General features: G+C 69.0%; 20 protein-coding genes. 14 read left to right on the forward strand and 6 right to left on the reverse strand.

All coding sequences use genetic code 11. The features are described 5' to 3' along the window. Positions 1 to 131 precede the first annotated feature (131 nt). The 3 genes from ACWPQI_RS18205 to ACWPQI_RS18215 all read left to right on the forward strand — a co-directional run bounded on the left by ACWPQI_RS18205 (position 132) and on the right by ACWPQI_RS18215 (position 1,297). Positions 132 to 365 (forward strand): hypothetical protein, encoded by a 234-nt coding sequence (locus ACWPQI_RS18205; RefSeq protein WP_010592164.1) that lies wholly within the window; start codon positions 132 to 134, stop codon positions 363 to 365. 9 nt (positions 366 to 374) lie between these two features. Beyond that, entirely contained in the window at positions 375 to 737 is a 363-nt protein-coding gene (locus ACWPQI_RS18210) for a hypothetical protein (protein ID WP_026137879.1), read from the forward strand. A 98-nt stretch (positions 738 to 835) separates the two neighbouring features. Then, on the forward strand, positions 836 to 1,297 hold the full coding sequence (locus ACWPQI_RS18215) for a DUF4383 domain-containing protein (RefSeq protein WP_010592166.1): 462 nt from the start codon (positions 836 to 838) through the stop codon (positions 1,295 to 1,297). Positions 1,298 to 1,361: 64 nt separating this feature from the next. On the opposite strand, the gene ACWPQI_RS18220 is transcribed toward ACWPQI_RS18215, so the two are convergent. Then, positions 1,362 to 1,781 carry an STAS domain-containing protein gene (locus tag ACWPQI_RS18220; protein WP_010592167.1) on the reverse strand — a complete coding sequence of 140 codons (420 nt, stop codon included), beginning with the start codon at positions 1,779 to 1,781 and terminating at the stop codon, positions 1,362 to 1,364. A gap of 281 nt (positions 1,782 to 2,062) precedes the next feature. Here ACWPQI_RS18220 and ACWPQI_RS18225 point away from each other — a divergent pair, with 281 nt between their 5' ends. After that, positions 2,063 to 2,494, forward strand: a complete 432-nt coding sequence (locus ACWPQI_RS18225; protein WP_010592168.1) for an ATP-binding protein — start codon at positions 2,063 to 2,065, stop codon at positions 2,492 to 2,494. Continuing rightward, a complete protein-coding gene (locus tag ACWPQI_RS18230; RefSeq protein ID WP_010592169.1) occupies positions 2,491 to 3,288 on the forward strand; it encodes a SigB/SigF/SigG family RNA polymerase sigma factor in 798 nt (265 codons plus the stop codon). The genes ACWPQI_RS18225 and ACWPQI_RS18230 overlap by 4 nt, the downstream gene beginning before the upstream one ends. A 29-nt stretch (positions 3,289 to 3,317) precedes the next feature. On the opposite strand, the gene ACWPQI_RS18235 is transcribed toward ACWPQI_RS18230, so the two are convergent. The 5 genes from ACWPQI_RS18235 to aceA all read right to left on the reverse strand — a co-directional run bounded on the left by ACWPQI_RS18235 (position 3,318) and on the right by aceA (position 9,460). Continuing rightward, positions 3,318 to 3,584 (reverse strand): DUF4235 domain-containing protein, encoded by a 267-nt coding sequence (locus ACWPQI_RS18235; RefSeq protein WP_010592170.1) that lies wholly within the window; start codon positions 3,582 to 3,584, stop codon positions 3,318 to 3,320. 69 nt (positions 3,585 to 3,653) lie between these two features. Further along, complete coding sequence (locus tag ACWPQI_RS18240) at positions 3,654 to 4,694, reverse strand: NAD(P)-dependent alcohol dehydrogenase (protein ID WP_102031383.1); 1,041 nt, start codon at positions 4,692 to 4,694, stop codon at positions 3,654 to 3,656. A 68-nt stretch (positions 4,695 to 4,762) separates the two neighbouring features. Then, complete coding sequence (gene metE, locus ACWPQI_RS18245) at positions 4,763 to 7,048, reverse strand: 5-methyltetrahydropteroyltriglutamate--homocysteine S-methyltransferase (RefSeq protein WP_010592172.1); 2,286 nt, start codon at positions 7,046 to 7,048, stop codon at positions 4,763 to 4,765. Between the two features lie 108 nt (positions 7,049 to 7,156). Further along, positions 7,157 to 8,053 carry a 3-hydroxybutyryl-CoA dehydrogenase gene (locus tag ACWPQI_RS18250; protein WP_003937464.1) on the reverse strand — a complete coding sequence of 299 codons (897 nt, stop codon included), beginning with the start codon at positions 8,051 to 8,053 and terminating at the stop codon, positions 7,157 to 7,159. Between the two features lie 117 nt (positions 8,054 to 8,170). Further along, entirely contained in the window at positions 8,171 to 9,460 is a 1,290-nt protein-coding gene (aceA, locus tag ACWPQI_RS18255; RefSeq protein WP_010592173.1) for an isocitrate lyase, read from the reverse strand. Between the two features lie 532 nt (positions 9,461 to 9,992). On the opposite strand from aceA, the gene ACWPQI_RS18260 reads away from it, so the two are divergent. The 9 genes from ACWPQI_RS18260 to ACWPQI_RS18300 all read left to right on the forward strand — a co-directional run bounded on the left by ACWPQI_RS18260 (position 9,993) and on the right by ACWPQI_RS18300 (position 19,412). Continuing rightward, a complete protein-coding gene (locus ACWPQI_RS18260; RefSeq protein ID WP_010592174.1) occupies positions 9,993 to 11,147 on the forward strand; it encodes a globin domain-containing protein in 1,155 nt (384 codons plus the stop codon). A gap of 51 nt (positions 11,148 to 11,198) precedes the next feature. Further along, on the forward strand, positions 11,199 to 12,611 hold the full coding sequence (gene ramB / locus ACWPQI_RS18265) for an acetate metabolism transcriptional regulator RamB (RefSeq protein ID WP_017681246.1): 1,413 nt from the start codon (positions 11,199 to 11,201) through the stop codon (positions 12,609 to 12,611). A 159-nt stretch (positions 12,612 to 12,770) separates the two neighbouring features. Continuing rightward, positions 12,771 to 13,757 carry a hypothetical protein gene (locus ACWPQI_RS18270; protein ID WP_268965424.1) on the forward strand — a complete coding sequence of 329 codons (987 nt, stop codon included), beginning with the start codon at positions 12,771 to 12,773 and terminating at the stop codon, positions 13,755 to 13,757. Positions 13,758 to 13,941: 184 nt separating this feature from the next. Further along, on the forward strand, positions 13,942 to 15,210 hold the full coding sequence (gene urtA / locus ACWPQI_RS18275) for an urea ABC transporter substrate-binding protein (protein WP_017681248.1): 1,269 nt from the start codon (positions 13,942 to 13,944) through the stop codon (positions 15,208 to 15,210). 37 nt (positions 15,211 to 15,247) lie between these two features. After that, positions 15,248 to 16,132, forward strand: coding sequence for an urea ABC transporter permease subunit UrtB (urtB, locus tag ACWPQI_RS18280; RefSeq protein WP_017681249.1), 885 nt, complete (start codon positions 15,248 to 15,250; stop codon positions 16,130 to 16,132). After that, a complete protein-coding gene (gene urtC, locus ACWPQI_RS18285; RefSeq protein WP_474738418.1) occupies positions 16,132 to 17,250 on the forward strand; it encodes an urea ABC transporter permease subunit UrtC in 1,119 nt (372 codons plus the stop codon). The genes urtB and urtC overlap by 1 nt, the downstream gene beginning before the upstream one ends. Continuing rightward, on the forward strand, positions 17,247 to 18,029 hold the full coding sequence (gene urtD, locus ACWPQI_RS18290; protein WP_048772247.1) for an urea ABC transporter ATP-binding protein UrtD: 783 nt from the start codon (positions 17,247 to 17,249) through the stop codon (positions 18,027 to 18,029). Before urtC ends, urtD begins: the two co-directional genes overlap by 4 nt. Position 18,030: 1 nt before the next feature. After that, positions 18,031 to 18,723: an urea ABC transporter ATP-binding subunit UrtE gene (gene urtE, locus ACWPQI_RS18295; protein ID WP_048772245.1), complete on the forward strand. Its 693-nt coding sequence runs from the start codon at positions 18,031 to 18,033 to the stop codon at positions 18,721 to 18,723. Then, the gene (locus ACWPQI_RS18300) at positions 18,723 to 19,412 is read left to right on the forward strand and encodes a GntR family transcriptional regulator (protein ID WP_048772243.1); all 690 of its coding nucleotides are present in this window, start codon (positions 18,723 to 18,725) and stop codon (positions 19,410 to 19,412) included. Before urtE ends, ACWPQI_RS18300 begins: the two co-directional genes overlap by 1 nt. Positions 19,413 to 19,415 lie beyond the last annotated feature (3 nt).

Here is a 19,415-nt window from a genome sequence, read left to right on the forward strand (position 1 = left end):
TTCCCGCACCGTCTCCGGCCAACCGGCCGGGTTACGACGGGCGTGGAGGGCCGGCGACGACGAGCAGTTTGAGGGGTCCGGGCGCCGGGCACCCGATCCACAGGACCGGACATCCGGAGAGGAGGACCGTGATGACCACGTGCGATACGTGCGGCAACGACTACGACAAGACCTTCACCGTGACCCGGGGCGACGTCTCCGGCACATTCGACAGTTTCGAATGTGCGGCACAGGCGATGGCGCCGCAGTGCGCGCACTGCGGTTGCCGCATTCTCGGCCACGGCGTCGAAGCCGACGGCACCATGTTCTGCTGCGCCCACTGCGCCCGGCAATCGGGGCAGAGTGCGCTCACCGACCGAGCATGAGGAGACAGTGTGACACAGGATGTGGAGAAGCGATGGCGGGATCCCCGCACCGCGCGCTCGGCGGTGCGCTATGCGGCCGTCGTCGTGGTCGCGGCCCTGCTGCTGATGGCGGCGGTGGTGATCTGGGCCGCCGCGAACGGTGACCGGTGCGCCGACGAGGAGTTCCTCGTGTGCACCGACCCGGCACGGCTGGTCCTGGCCCTCGGCCCCACGGCGATCCTGCTCCTCGGCGCGGTCGGCGCATTCGTGCAGACCTACCGGGTGTGGCGCTCAGGCGGGACATGGCCGATCTGGCACGGCACGGGCTGGGGGCTGATGATCCTGACCCTGGTGTACGGGACGATCTCGTCCGGCGTCCTCGTCACGGGGTGAGCCGGCGAGGACGCCCGCCGGGCGTGTTTCGGGAACACCCGCCCGGGCTATTCCTCCGTCCCGGGGCGCGACGCCCCGCGCACCCCGATGGAGGAACGATGATCCGACCCAGTCCGTATCCCAGGGTGCAGCGCACCCGGGTCCAGGGCTATGCCTTCGCGGTCGGCATCGTGTTCCTCCTGATCGGGGCGCTCGGATTCGTGCCCGGCCTGACCAGCGGGTACGACTCGATGACGCTCGCGGGACAGGAGTCGCACGCCCATCTGCTGGGTCTGTTCCGGGTCTCGATCGCCCACAACCTGCTGCACCTCGCCTACGGCGCGGTGGGAATCCTGGCCGCCCGCAAGGTGCGTGCGTCGCGCATCTACCTGATCGCGGGTGGTGCCGGATACCTGGCGTTGTCGGCGTTCGGCATGGTGGTCGGACACGACAGCCGTGTCAACGTGGTGCCGGTCAACGCGGCCGACAACTGGCTGCACCTGGCCCTGGGCGTGCTGTTGCTCGTCCTGGCGGTCGATCCGCGCGGTAACCGTCGCCCGAAGCCCCCGAAACCTGCCTGATCCGCAGTCGAGCGAGCCGGTGCTCGGACGCAACGTCGCGTCGGCGCATCAGGGCGAGTACGGATCAGGCCGGCACTCGGAGGGCGTGGATCGCGCTCTCGAGGGTGGCATGCGCGTGGACCGGTTCGCCGAGCACCCGCAGCAGCCGGTTCACCGCCCGTCCGCCCACGAGCGCCCACCGAGAGCTCCGATGCCGGGCCAGGGTGTCGAGTTCCTCGAACACGGTCAGTCCTGCCGAGCCGAAGAACTCCACCTCCGACAGGTCGAGCACCAGACGCGACGAGGTGTGCAGCCGGGCGCCCGCGTAGCTGCACAACGCGGGAGCGTTGCGAAGGTCGAGTTCGCCCGCCACAGCGACCCGGACGAGAGCGGAACTGATTCTCTCGGTGGAGAAATCGGCACCGGTCGAGGCGAAGAAGGTCGACGACCGATCCGAACGGGTGACCCACAGCGATGTGACTTTGCGTTGAGTAGCGACAGTCATGAGCTTCCCATCTTCGGAAGAGGATGGAAGCGTCGACAGAGCGGGACCGCACCGACACCGGTCTCCGCAGGTATGCGGCACCTCCGAGTCAGGCTGTGTGCTCAACCTCACTGACACCCTACGGCAGCCGTTGCGGCACTGCAAAGAGCCGATCTGCCGGACCCGATGCGTCCGGCCGGGGGCCGCTTCCGCATGATTGAGAACACCGCGTCGCGGGTAGTCTCGCCAGGAACACCCGCTCGCCCGGGCCCTCAACCTGCCGCAACGGAGATACAACACACATGGCGAACACGGCATCGATCGATCCGGCCCTCGAACGCACCCATCCCGTAGTGGAGTTGCGGGTACGCGCAGAACCAGGCCAGCTTCCCGTGCTGCGCGCGGTCGCTGCCGCCATCGCCATCCAGCAGGGTTTCGACCTCGACGCGGTGGCCGACGTCAAGCTTGCGATCGACGAGGCGGGCACCCGGCTCATCACCCGCGCGCCGGAAGGTGCGACGTTGTCGTGCCGGTTCCAGGCGATGCCGCCTGCACTGCGGATCAGCGCGTCCGCCCTCACGGTCGACGGCGGACTGACGGCGGACTCGCGGACCTTCGGATGGCACGTGCTCAATGCGCTCGCCGACTCCGTCGACGTGAAGGTGGACGAGACCGACGAGGGGTCTGTCACCACCATCGACGTGTCCCTGACCGACAGCAGCGCTGTTCTGTGACGGGGACCGGCGCCCAACGGCGCAGCGGCCGAGCCGCCGACGAATACGCCGACGTCATCCCCCTTTTCGAGGAGATGACGACGCTCGGCGAGGACGATCCCGCCCGCGGAACCATGCGGGACAGCCTGGTCGAACGGTGCCTGCCACTCGCGGAACACATCGCCCGCCGATTCGACGGCCGCGGCGAGGCATTCGACGACCTCCTCCAGGTCGCCCGCCTCGGCCTGGTCAACGCCGTGGACCGGTTCGATCCCGAGCGAGGCTCGGACTTCGTGTCCTTCGCGGTTCCGACCATCATGGGCGAGGTGCGCCGCCACTTCCGCGACGCCGGGTGGGCGGTGCGCGTCCCGCGCCGCATGAAGGAGATGCACCTGGCGCTGAGCAAGGCGACCGGGGAGCTGTCGCAGCGCCTCGGCCGTGCCCCCACGGCGGCCGAACTCGCCGCGGAACTGGGCCTCGATCCCGAAGAGGTCGCGGAAGGCCTCGTCGCCGGCAACGCCTACCAGGCGGTCTCGGTCGACCGACCGGCCCCGGCCGGGGACGACGGCGTCACCCTGGCGGACACCCTCGGCGACTACGACGCCGCGCTCGCGCACGTGGAGAACCACGAAGCGCTGCGTCCGCTGCTCGCCGCCCTGCCGGAACGCGAGCGCACGGTCGTGCTGCTGCGCTTCTTCGGGAACATGACCCAGACCCAGATCGCCGAACGGGTCGGCGTGTCCCAGATGCACGTGTCACGGCTGCTGACGAAAACCCTCGCCCAGCTGCGTGAACAACTGGGCGAGGGCTTCTAGGACCGCGAGTCGCGTGCCCGTCCCCCGGGTCATTCCTTTCCGGGCCAGGTGCCGGTGACGCGGCGGAAGCCGACCGCGCTCGCGCGGTTCGCCGCCGCGCTCACCGCACCGAAGATCGCACCCTGCACGGCGGCGGAGACCAGCACCTCACGCCACCCGAAGCGGCTGTCCATGGCCTCGGGCGGATCCTCCTGGCCGGCACCGAGCGCCCACACCTTCCGGAACACCATTCCGGCGGCCACACCCGCCAGGGAACTGACTACGAGGCTCACGGGCCGGTACAACGCCTTCTTCACATTTCCTCCACGTGTCGAGGTACGAGGCGGGAGTACCCGGCCGTCGCGGTCTCACACCTGCCGGACGGCTCAGATGGTGGTGGCGTCGATGACGAATCGGTAGCGCACGTCGCTCGCGACGACGCGGTCGTACGCCTCGTCGATCCGGTCGGCCGAGACGACCTCGATCTCGGCGCCGATCCCGTGTTCGGCACAGAAGTCGAGCATCTCCTGCGTCTGCGGGATCCCGCCGACCATGGAGCCGGCGAGACTGCGGCGGTTCCGGGCGAGCGAGAACGCCCGGACCGTGATGGGGTGTTCGGGCAGACCCAACTCGACGAGGGTGCCGTTGCGGGCGAGCATCGACAGGTAGGCATCCATGTCGAGGTTCACCGATACGGTGTTGACGATCAGGTCGAACGTGCCCCGCAGATCCACGAAGGTCTGCGGATCGGTCGTGGCGCGGTAGTCCACGGCCCCGAAGCGCAGCCCGTCCTCCCGCTTGGCCAGTGAATGCCCCAGCACGGTCACCTCGGCACCCATCGCCGCGGCGATCTTCACGCCGACGTGACCGAGACCGCCCATGCCGATGACGGCGACCTTCCTGCCCGGCCCGGCGCCCCAGTGCCGGAGCGGGGAGTACAGGGTGATGCCCGCGCAGAGCAGCGGCGCCGCCGCATCGAGCTCGAGGCCGTCGGGGATCTTCAGGACGAAGTGTTCGGTGACGACGATATGGGTGGAGTATCCGCCCTGGGTCACCTCGCCGTCGCGGCCGACCGCGTTGTAGGTGCCGGTGACCCGGCCGGCGCAGTACTGCTCGTCGCCGCTGGTACACGCCTCACACTCGAGGCACGAGTCGACGAAGCAGCCGACACCGACCCGGTCGCCGACCGCATGCCTGGTGACCTCGGCGCCGACAGCGCTCACCACCCCGACGATCTCGTGACCGGGAACGACCGGGTAACGGGTGCCGCCCCATTCGTTGCGGGCGGTGTGGATGTCGGAATGGCAGATCCCGGCGTACCGGATCTCGACGAGCACGTCGAGGGGACCGAGCTCGCGCCGCTCGATGGTGGTCTTGACGAGGGGAGCGTCCGCCGCGGTGGCGGCGTACGCAGCAACGGTAGTCATGCGTTCATGCCTACCTGCCGGCGCGACGACGCGCACCCGCGGGGCTGCTCGCGGGTGCGCGCCGGCGGTTACCGTCCGGCGGCCCGGCGCCGCAGTCGACGTGCGGCGGCGACCAGGTTGCGCAGCGACGGCTCGAGCTGCCAGTAGTGCCGGGTCTTGAGCCCACCGTCCGGATTGGCCCACAACCGGTCGAGTTCGACGGACTCCGCAGCGGTGCTGAGCAATTCGTCGAGTTCGTCGATGTCGGGAATGCGTGCCGATCGGCTCTCGTAGACCCCGGGCCCGACACCGTGGGTGAGCGCCTTGTCCTTGATGGCCTCGAGCACCCAGCGGATCGAACGGGTCGCGACGATCGCCGTGACGTCCGCGTCGAGCCGTGCGATCGCGTCGACCACCGACGCCTGACCGGAGTAGGTCAGGTGCGTGTGGATCTGCGTCTCGGGCTTGGCGCCGCCGGTCGCGAGCCGGAATGCGTCGACCGCCCAGTCCAGGTACTCGGCCCGGCCGTCCTGCCGCAAGGGCAGCAGTTCCCGGATCGCGGGCTCGTCGACCTGGATGATCGCGATGCCGGCCCGCTCGAGATCGGCGATCTCGTCGCGGATCGCCAGCGCCAGCTGGTCGGCCGTCTCGTGCAGCGGCTGGTCCTGCCGCACGTACGACCGTGCCAGCATCGTGACCGGGCCGGTGAGCATGCCCTTGACCGGCTTGTCGGTCAGCGACTGCGCGAACGCGATCCATTCCACCGTCATCGGCTTCGGCCGCACGATGTCGCCGTAGAGGATCGGCGGACGCGTGCACCGCGAACCGTAGGCCTGCACCCAGCCGAAGTGCGTCGTGGCGAAGCCCTCGAGCAGTTCGGCGAAGTACTGGATCATGTCGTTGCGCTCGTGCTCGCCGTGGACGAGCACGTCGAGACCGATGTCCTCCTGCAACCGGATGGTGGACTCGATCTCCTCCTGGATGCGCTTGACGTAGTCGTCCCACGACATGCGGCCCTCGCCCAGCTCGTAGCGAGCCTTGCGGACCTCGGCCGTCTGCGGGAACGACCCCAGTGTGGTCGCCGGCACCGGGGGCAGCTTCAGGCGCTCCTGCTGCGCGGCGCGGCGCTCCTCGTACGGGACCCGGCGGCGGTGTTCGGGTCGCAGGGCGTTGACGCGCGCGCGGATCGTGTGCTTCTGCTTGAAGTGCACCGAGGTCGGCGGCTTGCGCCACCGCTCCTCCGCCCCGGTGGTCAGCGCCTTGGCGAGCGAGACCACCTCTCCCACCTTCTGCTTGGCGAACGCCAGCCGGTCCGCCACGTCGCCCGGGATGTCGTACTCGGCGAGCACGTCGTAGGGCACGTGCAGCAGCGAGCACGACGTGGAGACCACCAGGTCGGGCGCCACGGCGGCGAGGCTGCTCAGGTATTCGAGCGTGCGGTGCCGGTCGGCCTTCCACACGTTGCGGCCGTCGACGACCCCGGCGTAGATGCGTTTGCGCTTGAGTCCCGGCACCGCGGCCAGCTCCTCCGCGCTCATCCGGCCGTTGACCAGGTCGAGACCGATGGCCTCGACCTTGGTGGCAGCGAGGAGGGGCAGCGCCTCGCCGAGGTGACCGTAGGGACCGGTGACGAGCAGGCGCGGGCGCAGCGGTGCGTGGGAGAGGGTGTCGTAGGCGCGCGCGAACGCCTCGAGCTCCTGCGGGGTGCGATCCTCGGTGAAGGACGGCTCGTCGAGCTGCACGCACCAGGCGCCGGCGCGCGCGAGCTCCGCGAACAGCTTCTCGTATTCCGGCAGCAGCCGGTCGAGCAGATCGAGCGTGGAGAACCCGTCCTGCTCCGACGTCTCCGAGACCTTGGACAGCAGCAGCAGGGACATCGGGCCGAGCACGACCGGCCGCAGCTCGATGCCACGGGCCTTGGCGCGCTCGAACTCGTCGAGGACCGCCGCCGAGTTCAACGCGAAGGTGGTGGTCTCGTCGAGCTCGGGCTGCCGGTAGTGGTAGTTGCTGCCGAACCAGCGGACCAGCTCGAGCGGCGGGAAGTCCTCACGGCCCCGGCACAGCGTGAAGTAGAAGTCGAGCGGATCGAGCTCGCCGACGAGCGGACGGAACCGCTCGGGGATCGCACCGAACAGCAGTGCGTTGTCGAGCACGTGATCGTAGTAGGAGAACGTGTTGCCCGGCACCTGGGTGAGTCCGGTGGCGGCGAGTTCGCTCCAGGTGGACTCCTGGATCTCGCGGGCCACGGCGACGAGCTCGTCGCGCGTGCCGGTCCCGTGCCAGTAGGCCTCGAGCGCACGCTTGAGCTCACGGCGGGGTCCGATGCGCGGATACCCGAGAATGCTGGAGCCGTATCCGTCTGCATTGCTGGCCATCAGGGGTCGACCTTTCCCTCGATGCACCTCGCGCCCGTGCCCCGACAGCCAGCGCAACGGCTGTGCTGTCGGCACACGGGCGCCGAGATGCGGTGTGGTGCTACCTACCTAGCTGACTTTCTTGGCGGCACGACCGTTGTCGGCATACTCGTAGAAGCCGGCGCCCGACTTCTTGCCGACGAGGCCCGCCTCGACCATACGCAGCAGGAGCGGCGGAGCCGAGTAGAGCGGCTCCTTGAACTCCCCGTACATCGAGTCGGCGATCGACTTGACCGTGTCCAGACCCACCAGGTCGGTCAGGGCGAGCGGACCCATCGGGTGCGCACATCCGAGAACCATCGCCTTGTCGATGTCCTCCTTGGTGGCGAAGCCGGATTCGACCATCCGGATCGCCGACAGCAGGTAGGGCACGAGCAGCGCGTTGGCGATGAAGCCGGCCCGGTCGGAGGACCGGACGACCTGCTTGCCGAGCACCTCGGAGGCGAAGGCCTCCGCGCGCTGGGAGACCGCGGGGCTGGTCTTGAGCGTGGTGACGAGCTCGACCAGCGGCAGCACCGGAACCGGGTTGAAGAAGTGCATGCCGATGACCCGCTCGGGCCGGGTGGTGGCGATGCCCAGCTTCATGATCGGGATCGACGAGGTGTTGGACGCCAGCACCGCATTCGGATCCGTGACGATCTTGTCGAGTTCCGCGAAGATCTCGGCCTTGACCTTCTCGTCCTCGACGACCGCCTCCACGACGAGCTGGCGATCGGCGAAGTCGCCGAGGTCGGAGGTGAAGCGCAGCCGCCAGGCGGCCTGCTCACGCTCCCGTTCGGTGATCTTGCCGCTGCTGACACCGCGGTCGAGGGACCGGAGGATGCGGGCACGCCCGGCAGCCGCGAGCTCGCGGGTCTGCTCGTACACAAGTACGTCGACATGAGCGCGCGCGCACACCTCGGCGATACCTGCGCCCATCATCCCGGCGCCGATCACGCCGACGCGCTGAATCTTTTCGCTGGTCACGTCAGCTCCTACTCGTCATGTGGGGGTCGTGAAGGTGGTTTTCGACAGAGGGTGGATACGGCCGCGGCGGGACCTGGTCGTCCGAGATCCCGCCGCGCCTGCATCCGTTGCCGGTTCCTAGTGGAACTGGCCCTCCTCGGTGGAGCCCTTCAGGGCAGCCGTGGAGGTGTTCGGGTCGACGGTGGTGGCGATGGCGTCGAAGTAGCCGGCGCCGACCTCACGCTGGTGCTTGATGGCGGTGAAGCCGCGCTCCTCGGCCGCCTTGAACTCGCGCTCCTGCAGGTCGACGAAGGCGGTCATGCCCTGGCGGGCGTAGCCGTGGGCCAGGTCGAACATGCCGTAGTTCAGCGAGTGGAAGCCGGCGAGGGTGATGAACTGGAACTTGAAGCCCATCGCGCCGAGCTCCTTCTGGAACTTCGCGATGGTCGCGTCGTCCAGGTGCGCCTTCCAGTTGAAGGACGGCGAGCAGTTGTAGGCCAGCAGCTGGTCCGGGAACTCGCCACGGACGGCCTCGGCGAACTTCTTGGCGACCTCGAGGTCCGGCACGCCGGTCTCCATCCAGATCAGATCGGAGTACGGCGCGTACGCCTTGGCGCGCGCGATGCAGGGCTCGATCCCGTTCTTGACGCCGTAGAAGCCTTCGGCGGTGCGGGTGCCGTCGAGGAACTCGCGGTCACGCTCGTCGACGTCGGAGGTCAGCAGCGTGGCGGCCTCGGCGTCGGTGCGGGCGATGACGACCGTCGGGACGTCGGCGACATCGGCCGCGAGGCGAGCCGAGGTCAGGGTGCGGATGTGCTGCTGGGTCGGGATGAGCACCTTGCCACCGAGGTGGCCGCACTTCTTCTCCGACGCGAGCTGGTCCTCCCAGTGCGAACCGGCGACACCGGCCGCGATCATCGCCTTCTGCAGCTCGTAGACGTTGAGCGCGCCACCGAAGCCGGCCTCACCGTCGGCGACGATCGGGGCGAGCCAGTTCTCGACGGAGGTGTCGCCCTCGATCTTGGCGATCTCGTCGGCGCGCAGCAGCGCGTTGTTGATGCGGCGGACGACCTGCGGCACCGAGTTCGCCGGGTACAGCGACTGGTCCGGGTAGGTGTGGCCGGACAGGTTCGCGTCGCCGGCGACCTGCCAGCCGGACAGGTAGATGGCCTTGAGGCCGGCGCGGACCTGCTGCACGGCCTGGTTGCCGGTGAGGGCGCCCAGCGAGTTGATGTAGTCCTCGTTGTTCACGAGGTCCCACAGAATCTCCGAGCCGCGGCGGGCGAGGGTGGCTTCCTCGACGACGGTGCCCTGCAGCTTCGCGACCTGCTCGGCCGTGTAGTTGCGGGTGATCCCCTTCCAGCGCGGGTTGGTGTCCCAATCCTTCTGGATTTCCTCAGCGGTCCTCGGGGTGCCGGTGGTCGACATCTAAGCTCCACTCTCTAGATCTGATCCGCGCCGGAAGCTCTGCAGTACGTGCGTACTACTTCACATCCTTCGCGGACCTTTCGGATGTACCACTCGACAATGACACACCCGGAAAGTGCCGTCTACCTGTTGCTAATGCCAATCTTCGCTAGGTTTTCCCACACCCTTGCAAAGGTTGTAAATGTTCGGGGCGTCCAACGAACGCGGCCGCCGAGCCCCGAGCTACCCGCCGGTAGCAACTACCTCGGCATTGTCCGCGCCGGCGCCTCGGCCGGGCGCGGGTCACGAAACCCCCGAACGCGAGCCCACCAGCCACAGGAGCAAGGGATGCCGTCGCGATTGTGATCAGTCTCACAAGATGCACTCCGGCAAATCGGGAAGTCGCGCCGGTCGAATCGGTGGGGGGCTCGAGATCGCTCGTCTACCATGTGCGCGTTGATCAGTCGGGGCCGGTCACGCCGATCGGGCGTGCCCACTCCCCACTCGCACACGAGTCGAGGAGGGCGCCATCCTTTCCGCCACATCGAAGCCGGTGATCGAGGCCACCCTGCCGATCGTCGGCGCCCATATCGGCCGGATCTCCGAACTGTTCTACGACAAGCTCTTCGCGGCCGCGCCTTCGCTGCGGACCGACCTGTTCAACCGCACCAACCAGGAGAACCGGGAGCAGCAGAAGGCACTCGCCAGCTCGGTCGCCGCGTTCGCGACGCTCCTGGTCACCGAGGACGCCGCGGACATCGACGCGATCATGGCCCGGATCGCCGCCAAGCATGCTTCGCTCGGCGTCCAGGCGCCCCACTACGAGGTGGTGCGGCACCAGCTGTTCGCCGCGATCGCCGAGGTGCTCGGCGACGCGGTCACCCCCGAGGTCGCCGCGGCCTGGCGCGAGGTCTACACGTTGATGGCCAACTCGCTCATCGAGCAGGAGGCAGCCCTCTACGACAAGGCCGGGGTCCGGCCCGGTCAGATCTGGCGCGTCGTCGTGGTCAGCGACGTCCAGTTCGACGGCGCCGAGGTCGCGACGCTGACGCTGCGCTCCCCCGACGGCACCCCGCTGCCGGATTTCCTTCCCGGACAGTACATCTCCGTCGCCACCACGCTGGGTGACGGCACCCGCCAGATCCGCCAGTACACCCTCGTGCGCAGCCACGTCCCGGGCGAGTGGGCCGTCACCGTCAAGCGGGTCCGGGGCGGGATCGTCTCCCCGTTCCTCGCCGGGGGCGTCGGCATCGGCACCGAACTCGTCGTCTCCCATCCGTTCGGCAGTCTCGTCGTCGAGGACGGCGACGATCCCCTGGTGCTGATCTCGGCCGGCATCGGCATCACCCCGACGCTCGCGGCGCTGCAGCACCTGGCGGCGCACCGATCCGAGCGCGAGGTTCTCGTCGTGCACGTCGACCGCTCCCCCTACGACCATGCCCGCCGCGCGGAGACGCAGGCCCTGGTCGATCGCCTGCCGCGGGCCCGCATGCAGACCCGCTACTCCGAGTTCGAGGAACTCCGCGAGGACGGCCACTCCCCGCTCGACGGGGTCGAGTTGCCCGCCGACCCGCAGGTCTACGTGTGCGGTCCGGTCCCGTTCATGCGGTCGATCCGGCAGACGCTGCTCGCTGCGGGGGTGTCGCCCGACGCCGTCCACTACGAGGCCTTCGCGCCCGGATCCTGGCTGGGACTCGAGGAGAGCTAACGTTGCGAATCCGCCGTTGCAAAGCTGTGTAGACGCTCGTACGCTGGGGTGATGCCAAAGACGTTCGTCGGCGCCCGCCTGCGCCAGCTGCGGACCGAGCGGGGACTGAGCCAGGCAGCACTGGCCAAGACCCTGGAGATCTCGGCCAGCTACCTCAACCAGATCGAGCACGACGTGCGGCCGCTCACGGTTCCGGTCCTGCTGCGCATCAGCGAGGTCTTCGGGGTCGACACCACGTTCTTCTCGTCCCAGGACGACACCCGGCTCATCGCCGAGATGCGAGAGGTGGCTCTCGACCAGGAGATGGGCATCGACGCCGACGCCCAGGAGATCGCCGCGATGGTGTCGGCCCACCCCGGGCTGGCACGGGCCATGGTCAACATGCACCGGCGATTCCGCAACACCACCGCGCAACTCGCCGCCGCCACCGAGGACCGGTACAGCGACGGCAGCGGCACCGGCACCATCACCATGCCGCACGAGGAGGTCCGCGACTACTTCTACCAGCGGCAGAACTACCTGCACGACCTCGACACCGCCGCCGAGGAACTCGCCACCCGGATCCGCTTCCATCGCGGCGACATCTCCGGCGGCATCATCAAGCGCATGGAGACGGTGCACGACGTGCAGCTCGTCCGTCGCGTCGACCTCGGCGAGAACGTCCTGCACCGGTTCGACCCCGCCACGCGCACCCTCGAGATCTCCGCGCGACTGTCGGGCGGCCAGCAGGTGTTCAAGCTCGCCACCGAGCTCGCCTACCTCGAGTGCGGAGAGCTGATCGAGAAGCTGGTTGCCGAGGGCGCGTTCACCAGCGAGGCCTCCCTCGCCCTGGCCCGCCACGGCCTCGCCAACTACTTCGCCGCGGCGATCATGCTGCCGTACGCGCAGTTCCACGAGATGGCCGAGGACTTCCGATACGACGTCGAGCGGCTCTCCGCCTTCTACGCGGTCAGCTACGAGACCATCGCCCACCGGCTGTCGACCCTGCAGCGGCCGAAGCTGCGCGGCGTGCCGTTCTCGTTCGTCCGCGTGGACCGGGCGGGCAACATGTCCAAACGCCAGTCCGCCACCGGCTTCCACTTCTCCACCAGCGGCGGCACCTGTCCCCTGTGGAACGTGTACGAGACGTTCGCGTACCCGGGCAAGATCATGACCCAGCTCGCCCAGATGCCCGACGGACGTCGCTACCTGTGGGTCGCGCGCACGGTCGAACGCCGCGCCGCCCGCTACGGGCAGCCGTCGAAGACCTTCGCGATCGGCCTCGGCTGCGAACTGCGCCACGCCCACCGCCTCGTCTACGCCGACGGACTCGACCTCAGCGACGCCAACCCGGGTACCCCCATCGGTTCCGGCTGCCGAGTGTGCGAGCGTCTGAACTGCCCGCAGCGCGCATTCCCCCCGCTGGGCAAGGAACTCGTCATCAACGAGCACCAGAGCTCGGTGTCCCCCTACCTCATCAAGTAACACCCGCGCACGTATTCGCCGTGCGCGAAAGCAATTGCGTGCGCGGCTGACTGCGACGTTCGCGGATACTCTGTCCACAGGCGGACGATTCATCCACAGATCTCCACCTCACGCCCGCGGCTCGCGGACGCAGCGCCGGTATTCGGGCACGCTCCCCGTATGAGCGAACCCACGCCACTGCTGCGTCCTGCCGTCCTCGCAACCGGGATCACCGACGCCGAATTACGCCGAGGAATCCGTACGGGTCGTCTCGAACGCATCGTGCCCGGCGTGTACCTCGAGCGTGAGGACGCCGGGCAACTCGACGACGTGGCACGCCACGTGCTGCGGATCCGGTCGGGCGCAGCGCGGTTGCACGAGGGCGCCGCTATCAGCCACGTCTCGGCCGCCGTCGTCCACGGCTTCGCGGTCTGGCGCACCGACCTGTCCCGCATCCACCTCACCCGCGATCGCGCGTCGGGCGGTCGACGCACTCCGCGTCAGCACGTCCACGCCGCGGCCCTCCCCCACGACGAAGTCGAGACCGTGGAGGGGATCCGCGTCACCTCGGCTGCGCGGACGGTCGTGGACCTCTCGCGCACGGTCACCGCCGAGGAGGCCGTGGTGGCGGGGGACTCCGCGTTGCGCGGGCATCCCGGCCTGCGGCCGGCGCTGGCCGCCGCACTTCACCGGGCCGGGGCGCGGACGGGAATCGGCGCGGCACGGCGCATCGTCCCGTTCCTGGACGGTCGCAGCGAGAGTCCCGGCGAATCGATCAGCCGGCTCCGCATCCACCAGGCCGGAATGCCGGCCCCGGCGCTCCAGCACGAAGTCCGGACGAGCGAGGGCCGATTCGTCGCGCGGACCGACTTCTTCTGGGAAGAGACCGGGATCGTCGGCGAGTTCGACGGCATGGGCAAGTACGGGACCGGCGACCCCGGAGCCACCGCCGAAACGGTGCGGCGCGAGAAGCTGCGCGAGGATGCGCTGCGAGACCTCGGCTTCGAGGTGGTCCGCTGGACGTGGGCGGAGCTGTTCCGGTTCCCGACCGTCGTCGCCCGCTTCGAACGGGCCATCGCCCGATCGCGTCGCTGCGAACAGCCGCGAAACTCCCAGGCATCCGCATCGGCAATTGCTGGCGCGGACGGCTATTCGTGGTGCGGATAAGGTGCTACCTCGGGGTGTGCGCGTTCGGCAACGAGGTCGTAACACGCGTCATGAACTCGTCACCGCGAGACATTCCGACGCAACACCGGCCGCCTACTCTTCGGACCCACGGATACAGCGCTGTATACGCAGCCCGGATACACCGGGCCCCGTCCGGTTCCCACCTTCGACGAAGGGCACCTCCATGCCAGTTGCCACATCCACGTTCGCCAGGCGCGCCGTCGCCGCGCCGGTCGCGCTGGCCGCCGTCGGCCTCGTGCTCAGCGCCTGCGGCAGCAAGGCCACCGACAGTACCGACGCCGCCGGGTCCGCCTCGTGCGTCGACACCTCCGGGGACACGATCAAGGTCGGTTCGCTGAACTCGCTGTCCGGCACCATGGCGATCTCCGAGGTCACGGTGCGCGATTCGATCGCGCTGGCCGTCGAGGAGATCAACGCGAACGGCGGCGTTCTCGGCAAGCAGATCCGGATCGTGGCCGAGGACGGCGCGTCGGAGCCGACGGTGTTCGCCGAGAAGGCCGAGAAGCTGATCAGCTCCGACTGCGTGGCCGCGGTGTTCGGCGGGTGGACGTCGTCGAGCCGCAAGGCGATGCTGCCGGTGTTCGAGGACCTGAACTCGCTGCTGTACTACCCCGTGCAGTACGAGGGCCTCGAGTCGTCGCCGAACATCTTCTACACCGGCGCCACCACCAACCAGCAGATCGTGCCGGCGCTGGACTACCTGAAGGAGAAGGGCGTCGAGTCCCTCTACCTCGTGGGCAGCGACTACGTCTTCCCGCAGACCGCGAACCGCATCATCCGCGCGTACGCCGAGGCCAACGGCATCGAGATCAAGGGTGAGGACTACACCCCACTCGGATCCACCGACTTCTCCACGATCGTCAACAAGGTCCGCACCGCCGACGCGGACGCGGTGTTCAACACCCTCAACGGCGACTCGAACGTCGCGTTCTTCCGCGAGTACTCCAACGTCGGCCTCACCGCCGCCGACATGCCGGTGATCTCGGTGTCGATCGCCGAGGAGGAAGTGGTCGGAATCGGCGCGCAGAACATCGCCGGCCAGCTCACGGCCTGGAACTACTACCAGACCGTGGGCGGTCCCGAGAACACGGCGTTCGTCGATGCGTACAAGGCGAAGTACGGTGCGAACAAGCCCACCTCCGACCCGATGGAGGCCGCGTACGCGTCGGTGTACCTGTGGAAGAACACCGTCGAGAAGGCGGACTCGTTCGCCGTCGCCGACGTGCAGGCCGCGGCCGACGGCGTCTCGTTCGACGCGCCCGAGGGCACCGTCACGATCGACGGGGACAACCACCACATCACCAAGACGGCCCGCATCGGCGAGATCCGGGGCGACGGACTGATCTACACGGTGTGGGAGTCGAACGGGGCGATCGAGCCGGACCCGTACCTCGAGAGCTACGACTGGGCCGCCGGCCTGTCCGGCAGCTGACCATCGTGACCGGGAAGCCGACGAGAAGGGAGGCGACATGGATGTCGTTGTAGGACAGCTGTTCACGGGACTGAGCATCGGTTCGATCCTGCTGCTGGCGGCGCTGGGCCTGTCGCTGACGTTCGGGCAGATGGGCGTGATCAACATGGCCCACGGCGAGTTCATCATGGCCGGCTCCTACACCGCGTACGTGGTGCAGCAGGTGGTCTCGGCCGCCGGGGTGTCCCTGCTGGTGTCGCTGCTCGTCGGTTTCCTGGTCGGCGGCGTGATGGGGGTGCTGCTCGAGGTCACCCTCATCCGCCGCATGTACCACCGCCCGCTCGACACCCTGCTGGTGACCTTCGGCGTGGGCCTGTTGCTGCAACAGGCCGTCCGCGACATCTTCGGCGCACCGGCCGTCAACGTGGTTGCGCCGCAGTGGCTCTCCGGTGGCGTGGAGATCCTCGGGGCGGTGGTGCCCAGGACCCGGCTGTTCATCCTCGCGCTGGCCGTGGTGTGCGTGGCGATCCTGATCGCGGCGATGAAGTTCACTCCGATGGGCCGACGCATCCGGGCCGTCGTGCAGAACCGCGACCTCGCCGAGACGGTGGGCATCTCGTCGCGGCGCACCGATATCACCACGTTCTTCCTCGGCTCCGGCCTGGCCGGCCTGGCCGGCGTGGCGCTGACCCTGATCGGCTCCACGAGCCCCACCATCGGCCAGTCCTACCTGATCGATGCGTTCCTGGTGGTCGTCATCGGCGGCCTCGGACGGATCGAGGGTGCCGTCATCGCGGCGGTCGCACTCGGCCTGCTCAACTCGTTCATCGAATACTCCACCACCGCATCGATCGCGAAGGTGATCGTCTTCGTGCTCATCGTGATCTTCCTGCAGGTCCGGCCGCAGGGCCTGTTCGCGGTCAAGACAAGGAGCCTGGTCTGATGCCTGCCCCGACACGTCTTCCGGCGCTCACCCGGCCCGGCCCGGCCCGCACGTGGGCCGGGTTCGCCCTCGCCGCACTCGTTCTGTTCGCCCTCGCCCCCGCCGTGCTGTCGGACTTCCGTCTGAACCTGCTCGCGAAGTTCCTGTGTTTCGCGATCGTCGCCGTCGGGATCGGTCTCGCGTGGGGCCGCGGCGGCATGCTCACCCTCGGCCAGGGCGTCTTCTTCGGCCTCGGCGCCTACCTCATGGCGATGCACCTGAAGATCGCCGACGCCGGGCTGCGCGGCGACACCGTCCCGGACTTCATGCAGATCGCCGGTATCCGCGAATTGCCCGGCTACTGGGCGCCGTTCGCCTCTCCGCTGGTGACGATCGCCGCGATCCTCGTGCTGCCCGCCCTGGTCGCGGTGCTGCTCGGGCTCGGCGTGTTCAAGCGCCGCGTCAAGGGTGCCTACTTCGCGATCCTGTCCCAGGCCCTGACCGCGGCCTTCGCGATCCTGCTGATCGGCCAGCAGTCGATCGGAGGATCGAACGGGCTCAACCGCTTTCGCAGCTTCTTCGGCCTGTCCCTCGCCGACCCGGCCAACAAGCGCATGCTGTTCTTCGTCGCCGCGGGTGTCCTGCTCGCCGTCGTCGCGCTCACCCGGCAGTTGATGTTCTCCCGCTACGGCGAACTGCTCGTGGCCGTGCGCGACCAGGAGGAGCGGGTCCGTTTCCTCGGCTACGACCCCGCCGACGTCAAGGTCGTCGCCTACGCCACGGCGGCCTTCTTCGCGGGCATCGCCGGGGCGCTGTTCGTGCCCATCGTCGGCATCATCTCCCCCGCCGACGTCGGCGTCGTCCCCTCCCTCGCATTCCTCATCGGCGTCGCCATCGGCGGACGCACGACCCTGCTCGGCCCGGCCCTCGGTGCCATCGGCGTCGCGTGGGCCCAGACCGCGCTGTCGGAGAGCTTCCCGTCCGCGTGGACCTACGCGCAGGGCCTGCTGTTCATCGTCGTCATCGGGTTCTTCCCCGCGGGCCTCGCCGGGCTGGCGACGTTGCGCCAGCGACGCACCCGCACCGGCCCGGCGCGCCCGATTCCCGAACCGACCACGACGATGGAGCCGGCGAGATGACCGAACCCCACTACGGCGGCAACGCCGGCATGTCCAGCGAGTACCTCGAGATCCGCGACCTGCGGGTCAGCTTCGACGGCTTCACCGCCGTCGACGGCGTGGACCTGACCCTCCTGCAGGGCGACCTGCGCTTCCTCATCGGCCCCAACGGCGCCGGCAAGACCACCCTCGTCGACGCCGTCACCGGCCTGGTATCGGCCACCGGGTCGGTCACCAAGTCCGGCATCGAACTGCTCGGCAAGAAGGTGCACAAGATCGCCCGCCTCGGGGTGGGCCGCACCTTCCAGACCGCGTCGGTGTTCGAGCAACTCACGGTGCTGCAGAACCTCGACATCGCCGCCGGCTCCGGCCGCTCCCCGTGGTCGCTGCTGCGCCGCCGCACGACCGTGCTGCCGCAGATCGAGGAAGCCCTCGAGACGATCGGCCTGACCGGCCTGCGCGACGTGCCCGCCGGCATCCTCGCCCACGGGCAGAAGCAGTGGCTCGAGATCGGCATGCTGCTCGTCCAGAACTCCGACGTGCTGCTGCTCGACGAGCCGGTCGCCGGGATGAGCCACGACGAACGCGAGGAGACGGGGCAGTTGCTGCGCCGGATCGGGGCGCAGCGCACCGTCGTCGTCGTCGAACACGACATGGACTTCATGCGCGCCTTCGCCACCTCCGTCACCGTCCTGGCCCGCGGCAGGGTGATCGCCGACGGCACCGTCGAACAGGTGCAGAACAACCCGCAGGTCCAGGAGGTCTACCTCGGGACCGCCACTGCAGTACAGGAGGCGTGAGATGCTCGAGCTCGTCGACGTGCGGACCGGTTACGGCCGCACCGAGATCATCCACGGGGCCACCCTGACCGTCCCCGCCGACGGGGTCGTCGCCGTCATGGGTCACAACGGAGCCGGAAAGACCACCCTGCTGCGCGCCGCCGTCGGCCTGCTGCCCACCACCTTCGGCCGGATCCTCCTCGACGGTGCGGACATCACCTCGCTGCGGCCGGCCGCGCGCGTCGCCCGCGGCCTGGCCTACGTCCCCCAGGGCCAGCAGTCCTTCGCGCAGCTCACCTGCGCCGAGAACCTGCAGGTCGTCGCCGACGGACGCAAGCGCGGCAAGCAGCTCGTCGCCGACATGCTCGAGCTGTTCCCCGCCCTCGTGCCACTGCTGGACCGGCGCGCCGGTCTGCTCTCCGGAGGCCAGCGCCAGCAGCTCGCGATCGCCCGCGCCCTGATCACCGAGCCCCGCATGCTCATCCTCGACGAACCCACCGAGGGGATCCAGCCGTCGGTCGTCGCCGAGATCGAAAGCACCGTCGTCGAACTCAGCCGGCGCGGCGACCTCGGGGTGCTGCTCGTCGAGCAGCACATCGGTTTCGCCCTGCAGGCGGCGCAGCGGTACTACGTCCTCGAATCCGGACGCATCACCGCCAGCGGCGACGGCGGGACCGATGCCGCAGGCACCGTCCGCGCGGCCATGGCGATCTGATGAGCGCCGGCGGCACGCGGCGTGATCGGGTCTACCGGGCGCTGCGTTCGGATCTGATGACGGGCGTTCTGCCGCCGGACACACGGCTCGGCGAGGAACGGCTCGCCGAGCAGTACGGGGTCTCCCGAACGCCGGTACGGGAGGCGCTGGCGCGGCTGGTGTCCGACGGTCTGGTCGAGCGGCGCGAGCAGGGGCTGTTCCCGTACCGGCCGCGCTTCGACGACCTCGCCGACCTGTACGAGCTGCGGACCACGTTGGAGCTGCGCGGCATCCGCCGCGCGCTGGCCGATCACTCGATCCGCCACGATCCGGACGTGCTCGGCGCCGAGCTCGACCGGTGGTACGCGCTGCGGCGCGACCTCCCCGAGCCGGATGCGGGCTTCGTCGTCCTCGACGAACAGTTCCACCTGGCGTTGCTGGCCGCCGCCGGCAACCCGGCCCTGTGCGACGCGCTGGCTGCCGTGAACGCGAAGGTCCGGCCCGTGCGCATGTTCGACTACCTGACGCACGACCGGATCGCGGCGACCGTCGACGAACACATCGGTGTGGCGGAGGCGGTGCTCGCCGGCCGTCTCGAGGACGCCCACGACCAGCTCCTCGCCCACATCGACACCTCACGGGCGGTGGTGGTGCAGCGCGCCGAGCAGGCCCGGACGATGGCCCGATTGGCGCGTGCCGTGCGAGACTGACCG

This window comes from Rhodococcus sp. LMD, assembly GCF_056108245.1.

What these genes read in the sequence shown, in the direction of transcription:
- ACWPQI_RS18205 (WP_010592164.1), top strand. Translation starts at nt 132, where the DNA reads ATGACCACGTGCGATACGTGCGGCAACGACTACGACAAGACCTTCACC.
- ACWPQI_RS18215 (WP_010592166.1), top strand. Translation starts at nt 836, where the DNA reads ATGATCCGACCCAGTCCGTATCCCAGGGTGCAGCGCACCCGGGTCCAG.
- ACWPQI_RS18220 (WP_010592167.1), bottom strand. Translation starts at nt 1,781, where the DNA reads ATGACTGTCGCTACTCAACGCAAAGTCACATCGCTGTGGGTCACCCGT.
- ACWPQI_RS18225 (WP_010592168.1), top strand. Translation starts at nt 2,063, where the DNA reads ATGGCGAACACGGCATCGATCGATCCGGCCCTCGAACGCACCCATCCC.
- ACWPQI_RS18240 (WP_102031383.1), bottom strand. Translation starts at nt 4,694, where the DNA reads ATGACTACCGTTGCTGCGTACGCCGCCACCGCGGCGGACGCTCCCCTC.
- metE (WP_010592172.1), bottom strand. Translation starts at nt 7,048, where the DNA reads ATGGCCAGCAATGCAGACGGATACGGCTCCAGCATTCTCGGGTATCCG.
- aceA (WP_010592173.1), bottom strand. Translation starts at nt 9,460, where the DNA reads ATGTCGACCACCGGCACCCCGAGGACCGCTGAGGAAATCCAGAAGGAT.
- ramB (WP_017681246.1), top strand. Translation starts at nt 11,199, where the DNA reads ATGCCAAAGACGTTCGTCGGCGCCCGCCTGCGCCAGCTGCGGACCGAG.
- ACWPQI_RS18270 (WP_268965424.1), top strand. Translation starts at nt 12,771, where the DNA reads ATGAGCGAACCCACGCCACTGCTGCGTCCTGCCGTCCTCGCAACCGGG.
- urtA (WP_017681248.1), top strand. Translation starts at nt 13,942, where the DNA reads ATGCCAGTTGCCACATCCACGTTCGCCAGGCGCGCCGTCGCCGCGCCG.
- urtB (WP_017681249.1), top strand. Translation starts at nt 15,248, where the DNA reads ATGGATGTCGTTGTAGGACAGCTGTTCACGGGACTGAGCATCGGTTCG.
- urtC (WP_474738418.1), top strand. Translation starts at nt 16,132, where the DNA reads ATGCCTGCCCCGACACGTCTTCCGGCGCTCACCCGGCCCGGCCCGGCC.
- urtD (WP_048772247.1), top strand. Translation starts at nt 17,247, where the DNA reads ATGACCGAACCCCACTACGGCGGCAACGCCGGCATGTCCAGCGAGTAC.
- urtE (WP_048772245.1), top strand. Translation starts at nt 18,031, where the DNA reads ATGCTCGAGCTCGTCGACGTGCGGACCGGTTACGGCCGCACCGAGATC.
- ACWPQI_RS18300 (WP_048772243.1), top strand. Translation starts at nt 18,723, where the DNA reads ATGAGCGCCGGCGGCACGCGGCGTGATCGGGTCTACCGGGCGCTGCGT.